Genomic DNA, 18,686 nt, shown 5'->3' on the forward strand with positions numbered 1-18,686 from the left:
TGTTTATGATTTCTCAGGGGTATCGTTTAAGAAGAAGAGGGCAATTGTGCCAGGGCCGGCATGCGCGCCGATGACGGAGCCAATTGTATGGATCATGAAGTCGGTTGTCCCGAATTCATTTTGGATGGCTTCCTTCCATTCCAGGGCCGTTGCTTCATCATCACCATGACTGATGGCAATCGTTTGGGTAGTTAAGTTTTTGCCTCTTTCGTGCATTAATTCGATTACACGTTTGATCAATTTCTTTTTGCCGCGTATCTTTTCAAGCGGAACAAGCTTCCCATCTTCAACATGCAATAACGGTTTAATGTTTAATAAACCGCCAACAAGGGCAGATGTCTTGGAGATGCGGCCGCCACGGGCCAGATATTCAAGGTTGTCTACAGTGAATAGATGCTCCATATGCCGGGTTTGGAATTCTATGGCAGCCAGAATTTCTTCTTTAGTGGCACCGTTTGCTGCCAGATCGGCTGCTTTCTTTACAATTAAACCGACGCCCATCGAAGCGCATTTCGTATTTACGATTTCAATGTCAACGTCAGGGTACTCTTCCTTCACCTGATTAAGAATCATGACTGCCGTTTGATATGTTCCTGATAACTCGGAGGAAAAGGCGATATATATCCCTTGTTTTTTCTCTTTGGCAAACTGTGTGAAAAGTTCTATAAAGTATTCTGGAGAAGCTTGCGATGTTTTCGGGGCTTTTCCTTCAAGCATCGCCTGATAGACTTCGTGAGAATTAATGGTAAGTAAATCTTCATAAGTTTCCCCGTCAAGATGGACTTGTAAAGGGATTAATGAAACATTGTTTTCCTTATAGAAAGACAACGGCAAATCACATGCACTATCTGCAAGAATTGTGATAGCCATAATACACCTGCTTTCTTTTTACAATTTTTAGAAAATGAGTGGTCACTCTACTTTTTAGTGTAGCACGTAACGGTAAAAATTCAATCTCTACGTAAATAGAATAAATAATTAAGGGTAAAAAGATAATAGAATAAGGGTGAAATGGAGGTTTTTAGGATGTACAGTGGTGAAATGAAGAAAATTATCATAGTTGTGGTCGGGGCATTGCTTAATGCCATCGCAATGAACTTTTTTCTAATACCGGCAAACGTATATGCAAGCGGATTTACCGGAGTGGCCCAGCTTCTATCGAGGATGATTGGATCTTTTGCTCCTATTAATGTATCGACAGGTATTCTCTTGCTTTTATTGAACATTCCAGTAACGATCATTGCTTGGCGAAAGGTAGGAAAGTCTTTCACTTTTTATAGTTTCCTCAGCGTTGCCTTGATGTCCTTCTTTATGGAAATCATCCCGATTACACGCTGGTCACCTGACATATTATTGAATGCAGTATTTGGCGGAGTCATAGCTGCAGTTGGTGTGGGGATCACCTTGAAATACGGTGCATCGACTGGCGGAATGGATATTATCGCCATGCTTCTTTCACGGAAGAAGGATAAACCTGTAGGGACTTATTTATTTCTGCTGAATGGTGTGATCATTGTAACGGCAGGTGCTGTTTATGGACCGGAAAAAGCTTTGTATACACTTGTTACCCTTTATACATCGACCCGTGTCGTGGACGCGATACATACACGTCATGAAAAGCTTACGGCAATGATCATTACAAAGAAAAGCGAAGAGCTTAAACAGGCAATCCATGCTAAATTAGTCCGCGGAATTACAAGGGTTCCCGCAAAAGGTGCATTCACTAACGAAACTAAGGAAATGTTATTGATTGTCATTACAAGGTATGAACTGTATGACCTTGAAAAGATCATCAAGGAAGTGGATCCACACGCATTCACAAACATCATAGAAACGTCAGGAATTGTTGGGACTTTCCGCAGGGAATGATGTTAATGAAAAATCAAGGCCATTACACTTCTATTACAAAAGGAAGTATTTCGGCGTAATAAGTTTATTGCCTGTACAAAACGGCTAATTCTTATATTGTAGCGCCAATTTAAAATCTTATGAAGGAGTGATTAAAATGGCTAACGACGAAAAAATGAGCAGGCAGGAAGCAGGCCGTAAAGGCGGGGAAGCCACTTCTAAAAATCACGACAAGGATTTTTACCGGGAAATTGGGCAAAAGGGCGGAGAAGCCACTTCGGATAATCATGATAAGGAATTCTATCAGGAAATTGGACAAAAGGGCGGGGAAGCCACTGCTGACTCCCATGGTAAAGATTTTTATAAAGAGATCGGTGAAAAAGGCGGTAAGGCACGAAATAACAATTGATGAAAAACAAAGCGAAAGCCTCCAGGAATCCCTGGAGGCTTTCACATTATTTAGAGTGATTTTCCAGCTCTTGCTGGAGTTCTCGCAATTGTTCTTTTTCAGCCTCGTTCGTATTGGCAAAGGCTGATGAAAGAGCGTTTTTAGCGATTTCCTCTGTCTTATGCTGGTCACCGTCATGCTCAGAGTGGAGAGCTTCTTCAACAAATTCCTCTGTTTTATGCTGATCACCGTCATGCTCAGAGTGAAGAGCTTCTTCAACAAATTCCCTAGCCTTTTGGAATAATTTGTTTCCCATTAGAAGCCACCATAGCTTTGTTCAGACATAATTCTTAACCTGTCTTTTTCTGCCTCTTCAAACGTAGTGTGATAAGGGATTTTTTCGGCATGCCTGGCAACACTTTCTTTGCCCTGCTGTACAAATCGTTTAGATTTACTGCTTTTACCCATTCTTATCTCCTCCGATTCTGAGCGTTGTCGACAACGGAATAGATCTGTTGTCCATATTAGTTTGGCTTGAAAGTTGAATATTATGAAGGTAAAAAATGACGAATTAGGCTTTCAAATTGAATTTTTCTTCGAGGAAGACGGCTATACCATCTTCTTCATTCGTCAATGTCGTCGTATTTGCTACCGTTTTTACTGGTGAGATCGCATTTCCCATGGCCACCCCGGTTCCCGCATATTCGAGCATTTCCAAATCATTATCTTCATCACCGAAAGCGATTATCCTGTTTTGAGGAATTTCCAGATAGTTGGATACGCGTTTTAGCCCCACGGCTTTACTTAACCCGCTTTTTATTATTTCGATGATATGAAAAGGCTCTGCCCAGCGGCGGTGATCGACCAATTCTGCATGGACATCGGATAGATGCTGGCGAATCTGCCCTACGAATTCACTATCTGTGTGAATCAGCATCGAAGTTGGGGAATCCTGAAGGTAATTGCGTAAATCACCTGTCTTCATGATCGGATTTCCTAGATTGAACATGTTCATCAACTTTTCATCATGATAATGGACATAAACTTCGTCCCGGACTTCAGCGATGATGTTATGATATGTAAACTGATCACACGCTTCGACAATTTCTTTCGCAACATTTATATCCAGTGGAGAGTGGTATACCCCCCAGCTTGTATGTAATGGGTGATGGACGAAAGCGCCATTGAAATTAACGATTGGTGTAGTCAGCCCCAGTTCCCGGTAATAAAGTTCACTTGAGCGAAAGGGGCGCCCGGTGGCGATCATAACCTCGTGTCCATCTTCTTTAAGTTTTAGGAGTGTTTTTTTAGTCCTTGAAGAAATTGTTTTGTTATCTGTAAGTAAAGTGCCATCAAGATCCAATACGATTAAATGTTTCTCAGTCATGTACACACCTTCTGTTCTTTTTGATTTCATTATATGCAAATATTGTTAAGCCTATTTTAAAGTAAATGTAAATCTTTTTCATTCTTTATGCATTCCTGTATGATATTACTATATTCAGGATTATGATAATTAAAGCGAAGCTCAGATTTAAAGATAATGAATTCCATTTTGATAATGGATTGAAAAGACCGGAACAAATTATTCGGAGGGGTTAACTTGATAATAATTGAAAAAGAACGAATTGGACAAATTCCTGTCTTGCATTTAGGGAAACAAACCACTTTCAATCAGGAATTGCCGCTTATTATTTTTATACATGGTTTTCAAAGTGCAAAAGAACATAATCTCCACTATGCTTATTTATTGGCTGAAAAGGGGTTTCGTGTGCTTCTACCCGATGTGATTCATCATGGGGAAAGGGAAGCCGGTTTAAGTGATTCTCAAATGATGCCCCGTTTTTGGGAAATGGTTTTACAAACAATCCAGGATTTATCTTTGCTGAAGGATGATTTATTATCCCGAAAATTGATTGATCCCGACAGAATTGGCGTGGCAGGTACTTCAATGGGGGGAATAGTTACTAATGGGGCCCTTGCTGCATATGAATGGATTTCCGCCGGAGTCAGTTTAATGGGGAACCCATCATATGTCGCGTATGCAGAGCTCCAAATGGAGGAGATTAAGAAAAGGAAAGTTGATTTCCCAGTTACTGATGAGGAAGTTGCGAAGGTGATTGAACAACTCAAGCCATTTGATTTGAGTCTAAATCAGGATAAGCTTTGCGACCGACCGCTTCTTTTTTGGCATGGTGCCAAAGATCCGGTTGTACCTTATCAGCATGCATACCGTTTTTATGAGGGGGTCAAAGCAGGGTATGGCAAGGCAGATGAAAAAATTGATTTTATCCTTGACCCTAAGGCTGGACATAAGGTCAGCAGAGAAGGAGTGCTTAAGACAGCGGACTGGTTCGCGAAACATTTACTGTCTGCTGTGCAAAATGCTTAAGTACTCACTCGAAATCTGTTATGATGCTTATACGGACATAATGATGAAAGCGAAAAACTAGAAATTTTCCATAAAAGGAGTGATTGAAGTGGATCAAGATACAAAAGACATTATTCTTGGAGCTTTGGAGCAGGTCATTGACCCTGAGCTTGGTATAGATATCGTTAATTTAGGCTTGGTATATGATGTGGATATGGATGAGGAAGGTCTGACCACCGTTACGATGACATTGACAGCAATGGGCTGTCCGATGGCTGGGACGATCGTCGATCAAGTTAAATTGGTTCTGGAAGATATCCCCGAGGTCAAGGAAACGGACGTGAAGATAGTCTGGAGTCCGCCATGGACGAAAGACAAAATGTCCAGATATGCTAAAATTGCATTAGGTATAAAATAATAACTCGGTAATAGAAATGAAAAGCCAGTCAAAAAAAGTGAACCCATTCAAGGAGCCACTTTTTATGGTCTGGTTTTTTTCTAATACTTTCGGCTAGGAGTGGTTAATTGAACAGTCAAATTAAAGATTCATTGGACAGGCCACTAAGGGATTTAAGGATTTCAGTCATAGATCGCTGTAACTTTCGCTGCCAGTATTGCATGCCTGCTGAAATTTTTCACGAGAATTTTCAGTTCCTGCCTAAAAGTGAGCTATTATCTTATGAGGAAATTGTAAGGCTTTCTAAAATCTTCGCAGGCTTAGGGGTAAAAAAACTAAGGTTGACTGGCGGGGAACCATTACTCCGAAGAGATTTTACCACTCTGATTTCAAATCTCGTTAAAATTGAAGGTATTGAAGATATTGGACTGACCACGAATGGGGTCTTCTTGAAAAAACATGCCGTAAATTTGAAGGAAGCTGGTTTGCAGAGGGTGAATATCAGCTTGGACAGCCTCGATGACGATCTTTTCAAGAAGATGAACGGCAGGGATATCGGCATAAAGCCCGTAATTGAAGGCATCGCTGCTGCTAAAGAAGCAGGGCTTGGCGTTAAAGTGAATATGGTAGTCAAAAAAGAAACCAATGAATCTCAAATCCTGCCGATGGCCCGATTTTGTAAAGATGAGGGCCTTCAATTACGCTATATAGAATTCATGGATGTCGGACATACAAATGGCTGGCAGTTAAAGAATGTCATTACGAAAAAAGAACTGCTTGCAATGCTCCAAACCGAATTCGATCTCGAACCAGTTGAAGAAGATTATTTTGGAGAGGTCGCAAAACGCTTCCGCTATAAGGGCACTACTGCAGAAGTAGGCTTCATTACCTCGGTTTCCGAGTCTTTTTGTTCAAGTTGTACACGTGCACGTCTTTCTGCTAATGGAAGTTTATATACATGCCTGTTTAATGGAAAGGGACATGACTTGAAGTCATTGCTCCGTTCCGACATGACCGATGAAGAATTGACAGGGTTCATCATTTCACTTTGGAACCGTAGGGACGACCGCTATTCGGATGAGCGTGCAGCGGGAACTGTGAAGAAACAGGAAAAAATCGAAATGTCATTCATTGGCGGATAATCCGTCCGAATGAAAAATTAAGGGATGGCAGCTATGCCATCCCTTTTTTGTATAGTTGTCAGGACCTGATGCCGGTCAATGGCGAAATCCATGTTTATACTTTTTTTATGCATTTTTATTTAGGATACAGGTAATGAAAATGATTCAATGGTCCTAGGGTTGGATTAGTCTGAAATAAATTCCATTCATTATTAAGATATTAAGGTTATATGTATTGCTGCTTTTTATGGAAAAGGATTCAATCGATTGTACAGATTTCTATTGGACAGTTTTCACAGTCGATTTCCTGTTTCAAATAGTCAAAGTCAAGAATCGTAATGCGGCCCTTTTTAATGGAGATGACATTGTTTTTCCTTAATTGAGCGAGCATTCGATTGACTACTTCGCGGGATGTGCCGCAAAAATTGGCGAGTTCTTGGTTTGTAAAGGGAAGATTGATAACTTTGCCGTCTTCCGCTTCAGTGCCATAGCTATTTGATAAACGGATGAGGGTGGAGTAAAATGCACCTTTCTTACCGTGCAGGAGCATATCGCGGAATTTAGCCTGATTTTTACGGTTTTGAGCGGATAACCATGTCATCATCTCGACTGCGAGATGGCTATCGGCGGCGATTTTTTCTTCTAATGCTTCTTTGGAAATAACCGCGACAGTACCATCTTCCATCATTTTTGCATTCATCATATATTTAGGATTTTGAGAAAATAAGACTGTCTCCCCAACCAAATCATTCTCCGAACTAATGCGTATAGTTAATTCCCGACCGTCTGGGACAACCTTACTCACTTCTACTTTCCCATTTATAATGTAATACAAATCACTTGCTGGGGTGCTCTCATGAAAAAGGTAGCGCCCTTTTTCCATATGTTTAATTTGTTGTTTATTATCTAAAATTGCTTGCATCCGATTGGATAACGATAATTCATTCATGCATATGACCACCTTTCAGAAACCGTCATTACTCAATTACTACCTTTGATTTAAACGGAAAAAACCCTAGTAGTCAACAGGTTTGGATAATTCTAGGAATTTTGTTGGATAATATTTCATTTAAAATTTATGTTTATAATTTTATAAAAATACATTTGATTTTATTTTTATTCAGTCTTATAATAATAGAATCAAAGATTGACAGAGGGACCTGAAATTATAGGAGATGGTTTTATGAACGTATCAATAGTAGGTGCAACGGGTTATGGAGGAATGGAACTAATAAGGTTTTTGAATAATCATCCGCAATTTAAAATAAAATCATTGCATACTTCATCCCAATTTGGTCGAAATTTATATGAAGAAAATGCACATTTAATGCATATGAAAGATACATTAGAAGAAATTGACCCGGAAGCGATTGCAAAAAAATCCGATATTGTATTTCTTGCAACTCCTTCGGGCGTTTCATCGCAATTGATTTCGGAATTTTCTGACCTTGACATTAAAGTGATCGACCTATCAGGAGACCTTAGGCTTCAAACTCCAGGTGAATACGAAAACTGGTATAAAAAGCCGGCAGCGCCTCAGCATATTATTGAAGAAGCCGTATACGGATTGGCTGAATGGAATGCCGGAGCTATAAAAAAAGCGAAGATCATTGCAAATCCTGGGTGCTACCCAACCGCATCACTATTAGGTCTTGCCCCTTTATTCACTGAAGGATTGGCCGGAGCCGATGCCGATGTGATCATCGATGCAAAATCCGGGGTTTCAGGGGCGGGTAAATCACCTTCCGCAGTCACCCATTTTAGTGAAATGAATGAGAACTTTAAGATATATAAGGTGAATCAACATCAACACATACCTGAAATCGAGCAACAGCTTGGGCGATGGTCATCAGGTTTACAGCCCATTTCCTTCAATACCCATCTTGTCCCAATGACAAGAGGGATTATGGCAACGATGTATATAAAGGTAAATCGGGAAACCTCAAATGTTGAATTAAAGGATTTGTACGAAACGGTTTACGAGAGACACCCATTTGTGCGGGTACAGCCCCTTGATCGCTTTCCATCCACGAAACAAGTATACGGATCGAACTTTTGCGACATTGGCGTCGATTATGATGAAAGAACAGGTAAGGTAACGGTGGTTTCGGTTATTGATAATTTAGTGAAGGGTGCCGCAGGGCAGGCCATTCAAAATGCAAATATATTAATGGGACTAGAAGAAACGGCAGGACTATGGAACAGTCCGTTATATCCGTAAACTATGGAGGGAACCAATGAATACACTACAGCCAGTTGAAGAAATCAAACAAATTCAAGAAGGAAACATTTTAATGCCCCAAGGGTTCAAAGCGTCAGGTGTCCATGCAGGATTACGCTATTCTAAAAAGGACGTTGGCATCATTTTTACAGATGTCCCAGCATCAGCCGCGGCCGTATATACACAAAATGTCGTTCAAGCCGCTCCAATCAATGTAACGAAAGACAGTATTGCCGTTACTGGAAAACTTCACGGCATTGTAGTGAATAGTGCTTGTGCGAATGCTTGTACAGGTGAACAAGGTTTAAAAGATGCAAATGAAATGAGGAAGCTTGCGGCTCAAAAGTTCGGTTTGGAGGACCATTCATTTGCAGTGGCTTCAACGGGAGTCATAGGGGAATTCATGGAAATGGAGAAAGTAAGAAACGGCATAGAGGCATTGCAGCCAGAAAATACACCTGAAGCTGCTGAAGCTTTCGGTACCGCCATTTTAACAACGGATATTGTAACGAAGAGTTGTGGTTATGAAACAATCATCGACGGTAAAACCGTGAAAATGGGCGGTGCTGCCAAGGGTTCGGGAATGATTCATCCGAACATGGCCACAATGCTAGGTTTCATTACGACGGATGCCGTCATTGAACCACATGATTTACAGCAAGCATTATCCTCGATTACCAATGATACATTCAATCAAATCACGGTTGATGGCGACTGTTCAACGAACGACATGGTGTTAGTGCTCGCGAATGGAGAAGCGAACAATGAACCTTTGACACCTGACCATCCAGAATGGTCCATCTTCCTGGAATTATTAAAACAAACTTCCGAAAACCTCGCCAAACAAATTGCGAAAGACGGAGAAGGTGCGACTAAACTGATAGAAGTGAATGTTCATGGCATGCATACGAAACAAGATTCACAGATGATGGCGAAGACGATCGTCGGTTCAAATCTTGTGAAAACGGCAGCTTTTGGAGCGGATGCAAACTGGGGACGAATCATAGCTGCTATGGGAAGAAGCGGAGTGGGATTCAATCCGGATCAAACAACAATCGTTTTTGGTGATATCGTCGTACTTAAAGACGGTGAGCCGATTATGTTTTCTGAGGAAGAAGCCAAAGCATACTTGGAAAATGAAAGTATCATCATTCATGTTTATTTGAAAGATGGTAATGAATCTGGCACGGCATGGGGCTGCGATTTAACCTATGATTATGTGAAAATAAACGGAAGCTATCGTTCGTAAGAGGTGAAAAGTATGAACATATTAGTCATAAAGTGCGGCGGCAGCATCATCAATGAGTTATCGGAGTCGTTTTTCAATAGTATTAAAGAGTTACAAAACCGCGGATACCATATTGTCTTTGTGCATGGGGGCGGCCCTGATATAAATTCAATGCTTGAAAAATTTGAAATTGAACCAGTGTTTGAAGATGGGTTAAGAAAAACGACCACAGAAGTGCTGGAAATTGTGGAACTTATGCTGGCAGGAAAATCGAACCGCAGCCTCGTTCATAAATTGGAAGCCCATGGCATCAAGGCAGTCGGTTTAAATGGCTCGGACGGCGGGATTCTCACAGGTGATTATATCGATGAACAGAAACTTGGGGCTGTTGGTAAAATACAACAAGTCAATACGGAATTATTCGGACTTTTATTCGAAAAAGGCTATTGTCCGGTATTGACGCCCATCTCATCTACAGAAGAGGGCAATAAACTAAATGTGAATGCCGATATGGCTGCCGGGTCTGTAGCTAAGGCACTATCGGCTGACATGTGTTTATTTGTGACCGATGTTCAAGGGGTCTTGAAGAATGGGCAGATCATTGAGAAATTGAATGAAACGGAAACGAAGAATTTGATCATGGATGGAAGTATCCATGGCGGAATGATCCCGAAAGTCAATACAGCCTTGTCGGTGCTGAATAAAGGGATTGAAGAAGTGATGATCGTTAGTGGGAAAGATCATTTTTATCAAGGCGGACAATTCATCGGTACAAAATTTCTTCAGGAAGAAGGGGTATTTCAATGAGTTCTTTATTTCCTACATACGCTAGGTGGGACATTGAGCCAAGAAAAGCGTCAGGATTGAAGATTACGAGTGAAACAGGTAAAGAGTATCTGGATTTCACATCCGGAATCGGGGTTTTGAATCTTGGACATTGTCATGAGTTGGTAAAAATGGCCGTGACGGAACAACTTAATAAATATTGGCATGTATCGAACATGTTTCAAAGTTCCATACAGGAACGGACAGCAAAAATGTTGGCTGATGCCTCTGGTTTAAGTCAGGTGTTCTTTGCCAACAGCGGTGCCGAGGCGAATGAGGCGGCCATCAAACTAGCACGTAAAGCTACCGGGAAAAGCAAGATTGTCACGTGTCAGCAGTCTTTCCATGGCCGTACGTTTGCAACGATGGCTGCAACGGGACAGGAAAAAATCAAGACTGGTTTCGGACCGATGCTAGCTTCGTTCGAATATGTCCCATTTAATGATCAAGATGCCATGAAAGCGGCCATCGATGAAAATACGGCAGCTGTAATGATTGAAATCGTTCAAGGAGAAGGCGGCATCCATGTTGTACAGCAATCATATCTGGACGCGATTCAAACTAAATGCCAAGAACACGGAGCTCTCCTTATCATAGATGAAATTCAGACTGGGATAGGACGTACAGGAAAGCCATTTGCATTCCAGCATTTCAATATCCTGCCGGACATCATCACTTCGGCAAAGGGGTTGGGAAATGGCCTGCCAATCGGGGCGATGATTGGGAAGGAAGAGTTGTCTGTATTCTTTGACCCTGGAAGTCATGGATCCACTTTTGGAGGGAATCCAGTTAGTGTCTCAGCAGCCGAAGCTGTATTAAAGGAAATTTTCCAATCAGGGTTTTTAAAAGAAACCGTTAAAAAGGCGGAATACCTTGAGAGCGAATTGGCAAAAGCATTGAAAGGCATCGAAGAAGTGAAAGAGATTCGCGGTCTGGGAATGATGGTCGGAATTGAATGTAAACAAGATGTTCAAGTGTTTTTAATGGAATTGCAAGAAGAGGGCTTACTTGTATTGAGTGCAGGTCCTAAAGTACTTCGTTTACTCCCATCCCTGACTGTTTCCGAATCGGAGATCGATACGGCGATAAATAAAATTAAAAAAGTATTGGCAATAAAACAAACTGTCTAAATTAATTGAATTTTTATAGAATAAAATGAATAATTATGCTATTGTATATATAAATATACATCATCTAAAGAGGTGAAAATCATGAAAAGCTATCTACATTTAGAGAATGGTTCCGTCTTTGAAGGGGAACTGCTGACTACATCGACAAAAAAAACAATCGCTGGAGAGATTGTCTTTTTTACAGGAATGACCGGATATCAAGAAGTGTTGACAGATCCTTCATATAAGGACCAGATTGTCATCTTCACATACCCACTAATCGGAAATTACGGAATCAATGAACATGATTTTGAAAGTAAAAAGCCGCATGTTGCCGGTGTGATTGTATATGAAGGAAATATGAGCCATTCCCATTATCAGGCTAAATATTCAATTGGTGAATATTTAGACAAGTGGAACATTCCTCTTTTAAGCCATGTGGACACAAGAGCGGTCGTTAAGAATATAAGACAGGAAGGTTCCATGCAGGCAGTCATCACAGCTGATGAAAAATACACTGTCGTACCCAGCCTGAATGGCTTATCAGCACATGTAGCTGAGGTATCCACAAAGGTTGTCGAGAAATTTGGTGAAGGCGGCAAGCACGTTGTGATGATGGATTTCGGTTATAAAAAATCAATCTTGGATTCATTGGTCGCTCAAGGCTGCCGAGTCTCTGTCGTACCATTCGATACGGAATTCGAGCAAATCAAGGACTTGAAGCCAGATGGTATTTTGCTTTCAAATGGGCCTGGGGATCCAAAACAGCTTGAATACCTTTTAGGAAACATAAAAAAGATCATTACGAGTTTTCCAACGATGGGCATCTGCCTCGGTCATCAATTAACGGCCCTTGCCTTAGGTGGAAATACAAAAAAAATGCTGTTTGGACATCGTGGTGCGAATCAGCCCGTGGTCGATTTGAAAACGAAACAGGTGTATATGAGTTCGCAGAATCATAGTTATGAGGTTGATGAACCGAGCTTGCAAGGAACATCGCTTCAAGTGAGATTCAGAAACGTGAATGATAACACGGTTGAGGGACTCATGCATGAAGACTTGCCAATCTTCACTACCCAGTACCACCCAGAGGCAAATCCAGGACCTATCGAGAGTTCATTACTATTCAAAGACTTTTTACAAATGATAAATGATTATAGCGGGAGAGAAAAAGCTTATGCCTAAGGACGACACGATACAGACCATTTTAGTGATTGGTTCGGGGCCGATTGTCATCGGGCAGGCCGCCGAATTCGATTATGCAGGTACACAGGCCTGCCTCGCTTTAAAGGAAGAAGGGTATAAAGTCATACTGGTCAATAACAATCCGGCAACGATCATGACTGATGATATGAATGCGGATGCTGTTTATTTCGAACCTTTAACGGTTGATGTACTGGAAAAGATCATTTCCAAAGAAAAGCCGGATGGCCTGCTAGCTACATTAGGCGGTCAAACAGGATTGAACCTAGCTTATCAGTTGGATGATGCTGGAATACTTGAAAAATATAAGGTCAAATTATTGGGAACTCCGATCGACTCCATCAAAAAAGGGGAGGATCGTGAGCTGTTCCGTGAGTTGATGTTTGAAATAGGTGAACCCGTTCCCGACAGTACGATTGTCCATACTCTTGAAGAAGCGCTGGCTTTTGCCGACAAAATCGGTTTCCCCATCATCGTTCGTCCCGCTTATACACTCGGCGGAACTGGCGGCGGTATTGCCGATTCACCGGAAACCTTTAAGGAACTTGTACGGGGCGGCCTGCAAGAAAGCCCAATTACACAATGCTTGATTGAAAGAAGCATTGCTGGTTTTAAGGAAGTCGAATATGAGGTTATGCGAGATGGCAACAATACGTGCATCACTATCTGTAATATGGAAAATATCGATCCGGTAGGGATCCATACAGGTGATTCGATCGTCGTGGCACCATCACAGACTTTATCGGACGATGAGTTTCAGATGCTGCGTGCCGCATCCATTAAAATCATCTCTGCTTTAGGGATCATAGGCGGCTGCAACATTCAATTTGCACTTGATCCGAATAGCAAGCAATATTATTTAATCGAAGTAAACCCGCGCGTCAGCCGTTCATCGGCACTAGCCTCAAAAGCAACAGGATATCCCATAGCCCGTATAGCGGCAAAGCTCGCTGTCGGCTACGATTTATCGGAACTCATCAATCCTGTAACGAAAAGCACATATTCAAGCTTCGAACCTGCGCTTGACTATGTAGCGGTGAAGTTCCCGAGGTGGCCATTCGATAAATTCACGACCGCCGACCGCAAATTGGGAACACAGATGAAGGCAACTGGTGAAGTCATGGCTTTACACCGCAGCTTTGAGGGGGGAGTCCAAAAGGCCGTCGATTCTTTGGAATTGAAAACGATTGGGCTGCAGCTATCATCACTGAAAAATAAAACCGTTCCTGAACTTTGGGGAAAGCTTGCCGAAAAATCGGATGAACGAATCTTTGTCATTTTTGAAATGCTCAGAAAAGGCGTGACGATTGAAGAAATTCATGAAGCGACAGCCATAGATTATTTCTTCCTTAAATCCTTTGCTTCATTGATCCAAAGCGAAATGGAGATTGAAGCTAAGGCAATCGATCATGTAACAAGGGAAGAACTTCAGTCATACAAGGAAAAGGGCTTTTCAGACCGCTATCTTGCTTCCGTATGGAAAGTAAATGAGATGGAAGTCAGAGCACACAGGAAATCACTAAGTGTTACGGCGGTCTACAAAACGGTTGATACATGTGCAGCCGAGTTCGAATCACATACAAACTATCACTATTCAACATATTTTGGTGAGAACGAACAGCAAAAAACGGATAAAAAGAAAGTCTTGATGATTGGCAGCGGCCCGATCCGCATCGGACAGGGAATAGAGTTTGATTACTGTTCAGTTCACGGTGTTTATGCACTCCAGGATGAAAATGTTGAAACGATCATGATCAATAATAATCCGGAAACGGTAAGCACGGATTTTGCGACAGCAGATCGCCTTTATTTCGAACCGTTGACCCTTGAATATGTTCTTAATGTGATAGAAGCGGAAGACATAAAAGATGTTATCGTCCAATTTGGCGGGCAGACTGCGATAAACCTTGCTAAAGGCCTTGAAGAATACGGTGTCAATTTGTTGGGGACATCCTTCGATACACTTGATCAATTAGAAGATCGTGATCGTTTTTATCAGCTTCTTCAAAAACTTGATATCCCCCATGTACCAGGTTCAATGGCTAATGGAGAAGAACAATTAATTTCCCGGGCAGAGGCCATCGGCTTTCCGGTACTCTTACGCCCATCCTATGTAATTGGCGGCCAGGGAATGGAAATCATCGGCTCTAAAGAAAGCTTGTTGAATAGAATGGCTAATGGAACGGCACTAGTCTATCCCGTGTTGATCGATTCCTATATTCCAGGGAAGGAAGCCGAAATCGATTTGATTGCTGATGGAAATGATGTTTATATTCCCATCATTGCCGAACATATAGAAAAAGCAGGCGTCCATTCAGGAGATAGCATGGCCTTATTGCCAGCTCAATCCTTAACGGATGATATTAAAGATAAAATGACCCATTATGCTAAAAAACTAGTTAGTGAACTTGGTTATAAAGGTCTTATGAACATCCAATTCGTGATCGAAGGAAATAGTGTATATGTATTGGAAGTGAATCCTCGTGCAAGCCGAACAATTCCAATCATCAGTAAAGTGACCGATGTAGCTTTGGTGCAAATAGCGACAAAAATATTGCTTGGGAAATATTCATTGTCGAATGCTTTCGAAAAAACGGGCTTAATGGATGAAATTCCATATGCAGTTGTCAAATATCCCGTATTCTCTACTTTTGCACTAAGCGGACTTGATTCGAAGGTAGGTCCGGAAATGAAATCGACAGGTGAAGGAATCGCCATCGGGGAAACGGTAAATGAAGCGTTGACAAAAGTGTTCCATGCTCAAAAAGCTAATCATACCACAGGCGTTTATCAATCAGAATCAGTTCAATTAAGTGAAGACCTGTTAGTGCAAATCAAAGAAGCAGGTTTGACATTGGGGAATTCAGATTTTGATGAATGGTTAAATGAAGGAAATGCGGCGGTCGTTTTGGCATATGGAACAACGGAGGAAGATAAGCAGCTAAGGTTACTTGCAGCGAAATACCGACTGCTTGCTTTTACGGAAGAAGAGACGTTCAAGGCCTATTTGCAATCGGTGGAGAATGCCGATCCAGGGGTTACCTCGCTTCAGGAATGGCTTATACCATATTCGAAAGGAGTGTCACACGTATGAGTTCAATGACGGCACCGACACAAGCGAAGATTTTAAATGGAAAAGATTTTTTGACCATGAAAGAGTCCACACCAACGGCAATTGCAGATTTGTTAAAGCTAGCGCAGACCATTAAAGGCAAATTGCAAGCAGGTGAAGAATATACGCCTTTAAAAGGGAAAACGCTGGGGATGATCTTTGAAAAATCGTCTACCCGTACCCGTGTTTCTTTTGAAGTGGGCATGATGCAACTTGGCGGGCACGCTTTGTTCCTAAGTGGCAATGACTTGCAAATTGGACGTGGTGAAACGATTTCCGATACAGCAAAAGTTCTTTCTGAATACATTGATGGCATCATGATTCGTACCTTCGAGCATGAAAAAATCCTGGAATTGTCGGAAAATGCCTCTATCCCAGTCATCAATGGGTTAACAGATCTTGCACATCCTTGTCAGGTACTTGCAGACTTCTTGACGATCATCGAGATAAAAGGGCAGTTAAAAGGCTTGAAGATGAGTTATATCGGTGATGGCAATAATGTTGCAAATTCATTGATGGTAGGCTGTGCAAAAATGGGAATGGATTTTTCCATTGGGTGTCCTGACGCCTACAAACCTGATGAAAAGGTCGTCGCCTATGCTAAAAAAGTGGCAGAAGAGACTGGCAGTGAAATTTTGGTGACAACCTCAGCTTCGGAGGCCATAAAAGATGCGGATATCGTCTATTCGGATGTTTGGACTTCCATGGGGCAGGAAATCGAGAATGGTATTCGCTTAGAAGCTTTTAAAGATTATCAAATTAATGGTGAGCTAGTAAAACTTGCTAAAGAAGATTATTTATTCATGCATTGCCTGCCTGCACATCGGGAGGAAGAGGTTACGGCTGAAGTCATCGATGGTCCTAATTCCGTCGTTTTCCACCAAGCCGGAAATCGCCTTCATGCCCAAAAGGCGGTCCTGGTGGACTTAATGTCTTAACCAAAAAAGCTTACTTCAGAGAGCAGTCACTCAGTTTGTAGAAAAAAGGTTTCGGAATTCCGAAACCTTTTTGATTTGTATCAGTTAGAGAATAATAACTGGATAAATACTTGGGCACCCTACCTCTAAAACATATCTCCCATCAAGTTTAAATGAAAAAGACACCAATTGTGGTTCTATGGTACCGGTTGATCTGAAGTAATCATTTCAAATTGATCTCGCTAAAATAGAACCATGGTTAGAAAAGCATCCCTATACCTCGAGTTTTAATCCATCTATATTAAAACAAAAAAGACTGCAGGTAAAAGGCTCTATCCTTAATATTAAAACAAAGTTGATTGGAGCGGGTGTTCGAAGCGCGTCCAAGGGAGACCCCGCAGTCGCAATGGCGCCGAGGGCGGACCGCCCCGGAAAGCGAGTGCCCTACGTTCCAATCGGCGGTCAATTTTTAAAAACTTAAAAAGACGTCTGCTCAGAGTACAGACGCTTTTTAATTCAGCCGAATTTCCTGTATGTTCCAAATTTTTCTGACATGAAAGGTAGGAACCTGGTAATAATAACAGGGAAAGCATGTAAAGGGGTGAAATCTATGGGGCAAAATCGTCAATTTAAGCCAGGTCAGAAGGCACCGAATAATGGGACCTACGTAGAAATCGGTGAAACGGGCAGCACGGTAGTGAATCCGAAAATGGTAAAGCTGGATGCAGGGGATTCTTTTCCTGAAACATCCAATCATAATCGGATATGGACCTATAAGCGGAAGCCATGAAACATCAAAAAGCAGGAAAAAGGAATGGTCGCCATCCTTCTTCCTGCTTTTTTTTCTATTCAGCGGAATAACCGAATATATTCGAGATTTCCAAACAGCTTTTCCTTAAATAGACGCTTAAAGGATCTTCATAATGATCAGGAATGTTTTCGGTGAACCCAACGGCAGTGATTGCTCCCAACAATTCCGAATTATAATTAAAAACCGGAATGGACATGGAGGAAACCGATGGTACAAGAGGCTCTTTGGCAAAGGCTATTTTGTATGTCCGAATTTCATCATATTCATTTGTTTCATTAAGGAACGAGCCCGTAACATTACGATCTTTTTCAATCCATTCCGCCGTCAAGGAAGGATCCTGAAATACAGTGAATACCTTTCCGGAAGAGGATGATGGCGGAAGTCGTGTACCTAACTGTGCCCCTATGTTTAAGTTTTGATTGGAATTCCATATTTTTGCCGTGATTGGTCCATCATATGTCCAAACGGAAAAAAGGACCGTGCAGGAAGTATGGTGACTGATTTCCTGTAAATAAGGAGTTATTCTGCTCGTTATATCCTCATTTCCTATCGCTGCCATTCCGTATTGAATCAATTTGCTCCCAAGGTGATACATACCGGTTGTCTTATCGCGATATAGTAACTCAAGTTGAGTCAAAGTATTCAAATACTTATAGAGGTTACTTTTCGTTATCTCCGTTAATTCCTGAATATCAGAGAATCTTAAAGGAGTTCTGTGGGAAGCAAGTAAATCTATGATGCTCATCCCTATTTGTAATGATTGAATCGTCGAACCGGATTTTACGATTTCCATAAATCAATCTCCCTAATCTGTTTTAATTTAGGTCTAGTATATCAGAATATGTAAAATATACATGAAAATCAACAGAAAAACCGCCGGATGCTTGAAGCTATCAATATACGTTCCTATTAAATGAATAACGAACTTTTTGATTCCGCGGTACTGATAATGGTGTAGATGATAACATTTGCACAAAAATTTGCAATACTTTCTTGACAGTATTCCGAAAATTAAGTTATCATTTATATAAATAGTGAACAATGTTATCTATAAGTGAAATAGATAAGGTGTACGTCATTCAAATTCTGGTTTGCGAAGCGAATCCAGCAGAATTAGGATGTTGGCATCAAAAAG

Annotated in this window: 18 protein-coding genes and 1 pseudogene; 13 read left to right on the plus strand and 6 right to left on the minus strand. The window is 41.3% G+C overall.

What is annotated here, in order from left to right:
• Nucleotides 1-3 precede the first annotated feature (3 nt).
• Nucleotides 4-870: a DegV family protein gene (locus tag ACJ9PY_RS06150; RefSeq protein WP_063577078.1), complete on the minus strand. Its 867-nt coding sequence runs from the start codon at nucleotides 868-870 to the stop codon at nucleotides 4-6.
• 156 nt (nucleotides 871-1,026) lie between these two features.
• Between ACJ9PY_RS06150 and ACJ9PY_RS06155 the strand changes: the two genes are divergently transcribed.
• Together ACJ9PY_RS06155 and ACJ9PY_RS06160 are read left to right on the plus strand one after the other, a co-directional pair.
• Complete coding sequence (locus ACJ9PY_RS06155) at nucleotides 1,027-1,869, plus strand: YitT family protein (RefSeq protein WP_034314573.1); 843 nt, start codon at nucleotides 1,027-1,029, stop codon at nucleotides 1,867-1,869.
• A 136-nt stretch (nucleotides 1,870-2,005) separates the two neighbouring features.
• Nucleotides 2,006-2,254, plus strand: a pseudogene (locus ACJ9PY_RS06160) (KGG domain-containing protein); the annotation flags it as partial.
• A gap of 49 nt (nucleotides 2,255-2,303) precedes the next feature.
• Here the strand turns inward: ACJ9PY_RS06160 and ACJ9PY_RS06165 are convergent.
• The 3 genes from ACJ9PY_RS06165 to ACJ9PY_RS06175 form a co-directional block, all read right to left on the minus strand.
• A complete protein-coding gene (locus ACJ9PY_RS06165) occupies nucleotides 2,304-2,552 on the minus strand; it encodes a DUF3813 domain-containing protein (RefSeq protein ID WP_057275840.1) in 249 nt (82 codons plus the stop codon).
• Nucleotides 2,552-2,704, minus strand: a complete 153-nt coding sequence (locus ACJ9PY_RS06170; RefSeq protein WP_164468789.1) for a hypothetical protein — start codon at nucleotides 2,702-2,704, stop codon at nucleotides 2,552-2,554. The genes ACJ9PY_RS06165 and ACJ9PY_RS06170 overlap by 1 nt, the downstream gene beginning before the upstream one ends.
• 103 nt (nucleotides 2,705-2,807) lie before the next feature.
• A complete protein-coding gene (locus ACJ9PY_RS06175) occupies nucleotides 2,808-3,623 on the minus strand; it encodes a Cof-type HAD-IIB family hydrolase (RefSeq protein ID WP_034314568.1) in 816 nt (271 codons plus the stop codon).
• A gap of 216 nt (nucleotides 3,624-3,839) precedes the next feature.
• Between ACJ9PY_RS06175 and ACJ9PY_RS06180 the strand changes: the two genes are divergently transcribed.
• From ACJ9PY_RS06180 to moaA, 3 genes are all read left to right on the plus strand, one after another.
• Nucleotides 3,840-4,628 carry an alpha/beta fold hydrolase gene (locus ACJ9PY_RS06180; protein WP_063577076.1) on the plus strand — a complete coding sequence of 263 codons (789 nt, stop codon included), beginning with the start codon at nucleotides 3,840-3,842 and terminating at the stop codon, nucleotides 4,626-4,628.
• A gap of 88 nt (nucleotides 4,629-4,716) precedes the next feature.
• The gene (locus tag ACJ9PY_RS06185; RefSeq protein WP_034314562.1) at nucleotides 4,717-5,025 is read left to right on the plus strand and encodes a metal-sulfur cluster assembly factor; all 309 of its coding nucleotides are present in this window, start codon (nucleotides 4,717-4,719) and stop codon (nucleotides 5,023-5,025) included.
• Between the two features lie 107 nt (nucleotides 5,026-5,132).
• On the plus strand, nucleotides 5,133-6,146 hold the full coding sequence (gene moaA, locus ACJ9PY_RS06190) for a GTP 3',8-cyclase MoaA (protein ID WP_411739661.1): 1,014 nt from the start codon (nucleotides 5,133-5,135) through the stop codon (nucleotides 6,144-6,146).
• 238 nt (nucleotides 6,147-6,384) lie between these two features.
• Here moaA and ACJ9PY_RS06195 read toward each other — a convergent pair whose 3' ends face one another.
• The gene (locus ACJ9PY_RS06195) at nucleotides 6,385-7,074 is read right to left on the minus strand and encodes a Crp/Fnr family transcriptional regulator (protein ID WP_063577074.1); all 690 of its coding nucleotides are present in this window, start codon (nucleotides 7,072-7,074) and stop codon (nucleotides 6,385-6,387) included.
• 234 nt (nucleotides 7,075-7,308) lie between these two features.
• Between ACJ9PY_RS06195 and argC the strand changes: the two genes are divergently transcribed.
• From argC to ACJ9PY_RS06235, 8 genes are all read left to right on the plus strand, one after another.
• A complete protein-coding gene (gene argC / locus ACJ9PY_RS06200; RefSeq protein WP_364282056.1) occupies nucleotides 7,309-8,346 on the plus strand; it encodes an N-acetyl-gamma-glutamyl-phosphate reductase in 1,038 nt (345 codons plus the stop codon).
• Between the two features lie 16 nt (nucleotides 8,347-8,362).
• Nucleotides 8,363-9,595 carry a bifunctional ornithine acetyltransferase/N-acetylglutamate synthase gene (gene argJ / locus ACJ9PY_RS06205; RefSeq protein ID WP_057275845.1) on the plus strand — a complete coding sequence of 411 codons (1,233 nt, stop codon included), beginning with the start codon at nucleotides 8,363-8,365 and terminating at the stop codon, nucleotides 9,593-9,595.
• 12 nt (nucleotides 9,596-9,607) lie between these two features.
• Nucleotides 9,608-10,381 (plus strand): acetylglutamate kinase, encoded by a 774-nt coding sequence (argB, locus tag ACJ9PY_RS06210; protein WP_063577071.1) that lies wholly within the window; start codon nucleotides 9,608-9,610, stop codon nucleotides 10,379-10,381.
• The gene (locus ACJ9PY_RS06215) at nucleotides 10,378-11,529 is read left to right on the plus strand and encodes an acetylornithine transaminase (protein WP_098185150.1); all 1,152 of its coding nucleotides are present in this window, start codon (nucleotides 10,378-10,380) and stop codon (nucleotides 11,527-11,529) included. Before argB ends, ACJ9PY_RS06215 begins: the two co-directional genes overlap by 4 nt.
• A gap of 81 nt (nucleotides 11,530-11,610) precedes the next feature.
• Nucleotides 11,611-12,693, plus strand: a complete 1,083-nt coding sequence (locus tag ACJ9PY_RS06220) for a carbamoyl phosphate synthase small subunit (RefSeq protein WP_411739662.1) — start codon at nucleotides 11,611-11,613, stop codon at nucleotides 12,691-12,693.
• Nucleotides 12,686-15,805, plus strand: coding sequence for a carbamoyl phosphate synthase large subunit (locus tag ACJ9PY_RS06225; protein ID WP_411739663.1), 3,120 nt, complete (start codon nucleotides 12,686-12,688; stop codon nucleotides 15,803-15,805). Before ACJ9PY_RS06220 ends, ACJ9PY_RS06225 begins: the two co-directional genes overlap by 8 nt.
• Entirely contained in the window at nucleotides 15,802-16,761 is a 960-nt protein-coding gene (gene argF / locus ACJ9PY_RS06230; protein WP_048686903.1) for an ornithine carbamoyltransferase, read from the plus strand. The genes ACJ9PY_RS06225 and argF overlap by 4 nt, the downstream gene beginning before the upstream one ends.
• 589 nt (nucleotides 16,762-17,350) lie before the next feature.
• Nucleotides 17,351-17,530 carry a YjzC family protein gene (locus tag ACJ9PY_RS06235; RefSeq protein ID WP_034314546.1) on the plus strand — a complete coding sequence of 60 codons (180 nt, stop codon included), beginning with the start codon at nucleotides 17,351-17,353 and terminating at the stop codon, nucleotides 17,528-17,530.
• Nucleotides 17,531-17,585: 55 nt separating this feature from the next.
• On the opposite strand, the gene ACJ9PY_RS06240 is transcribed toward ACJ9PY_RS06235, so the two are convergent.
• Nucleotides 17,586-18,344: an IclR family transcriptional regulator gene (locus ACJ9PY_RS06240; protein ID WP_034314544.1), complete on the minus strand. Its 759-nt coding sequence runs from the start codon at nucleotides 18,342-18,344 to the stop codon at nucleotides 17,586-17,588.
• Nucleotides 18,345-18,686: the final 342 nt, after the last annotated feature.

This window comes from Peribacillus sp. S4, assembly GCF_046715815.1.
GTDB classification, from domain to species: domain Bacteria; phylum Bacillota; class Bacilli; order Bacillales; family DSM-1321; genus Peribacillus; species Peribacillus frigoritolerans.

What these genes read in the sequence shown, in the direction of transcription:
- ACJ9PY_RS06215 (WP_098185150.1), top strand. Translation starts at nt 10,378, where the DNA reads ATGAGTTCTTTATTTCCTACATACGCTAGGTGGGACATTGAGCCAAGA.
- argB (WP_063577071.1), top strand. Translation starts at nt 9,608, where the DNA reads ATGAACATATTAGTCATAAAGTGCGGCGGCAGCATCATCAATGAGTTA.
- ACJ9PY_RS06150 (WP_063577078.1), bottom strand. Translation starts at nt 870, where the DNA reads ATGGCTATCACAATTCTTGCAGATAGTGCATGTGATTTGCCGTTGTCT.
- ACJ9PY_RS06240 (WP_034314544.1), bottom strand. Translation starts at nt 18,344, where the DNA reads ATGGAAATCGTAAAATCCGGTTCGACGATTCAATCATTACAAATAGGG.
- argF (WP_048686903.1), top strand. Translation starts at nt 15,802, where the DNA reads ATGAGTTCAATGACGGCACCGACACAAGCGAAGATTTTAAATGGAAAA.
- ACJ9PY_RS06235 (WP_034314546.1), top strand. Translation starts at nt 17,351, where the DNA reads ATGGGGCAAAATCGTCAATTTAAGCCAGGTCAGAAGGCACCGAATAAT.
- ACJ9PY_RS06220 (WP_411739662.1), top strand. Translation starts at nt 11,611, where the DNA reads ATGAAAAGCTATCTACATTTAGAGAATGGTTCCGTCTTTGAAGGGGAA.
- argJ (WP_057275845.1), top strand. Translation starts at nt 8,363, where the DNA reads ATGAATACACTACAGCCAGTTGAAGAAATCAAACAAATTCAAGAAGGA.
- ACJ9PY_RS06175 (WP_034314568.1), bottom strand. Translation starts at nt 3,623, where the DNA reads ATGACTGAGAAACATTTAATCGTATTGGATCTTGATGGCACTTTACTT.
- argC (WP_364282056.1), top strand. Translation starts at nt 7,309, where the DNA reads ATGAACGTATCAATAGTAGGTGCAACGGGTTATGGAGGAATGGAACTA.
- ACJ9PY_RS06195 (WP_063577074.1), bottom strand. Translation starts at nt 7,074, where the DNA reads ATGAATGAATTATCGTTATCCAATCGGATGCAAGCAATTTTAGATAAT.
- ACJ9PY_RS06165 (WP_057275840.1), bottom strand. Translation starts at nt 2,552, where the DNA reads ATGGGAAACAAATTATTCCAAAAGGCTAGGGAATTTGTTGAAGAAGCT.
- ACJ9PY_RS06155 (WP_034314573.1), top strand. Translation starts at nt 1,027, where the DNA reads ATGTACAGTGGTGAAATGAAGAAAATTATCATAGTTGTGGTCGGGGCA.
- ACJ9PY_RS06170 (WP_164468789.1), bottom strand. Translation starts at nt 2,704, where the DNA reads ATGGGTAAAAGCAGTAAATCTAAACGATTTGTACAGCAGGGCAAAGAA.
- ACJ9PY_RS06225 (WP_411739663.1), top strand. Translation starts at nt 12,686, where the DNA reads ATGCCTAAGGACGACACGATACAGACCATTTTAGTGATTGGTTCGGGG.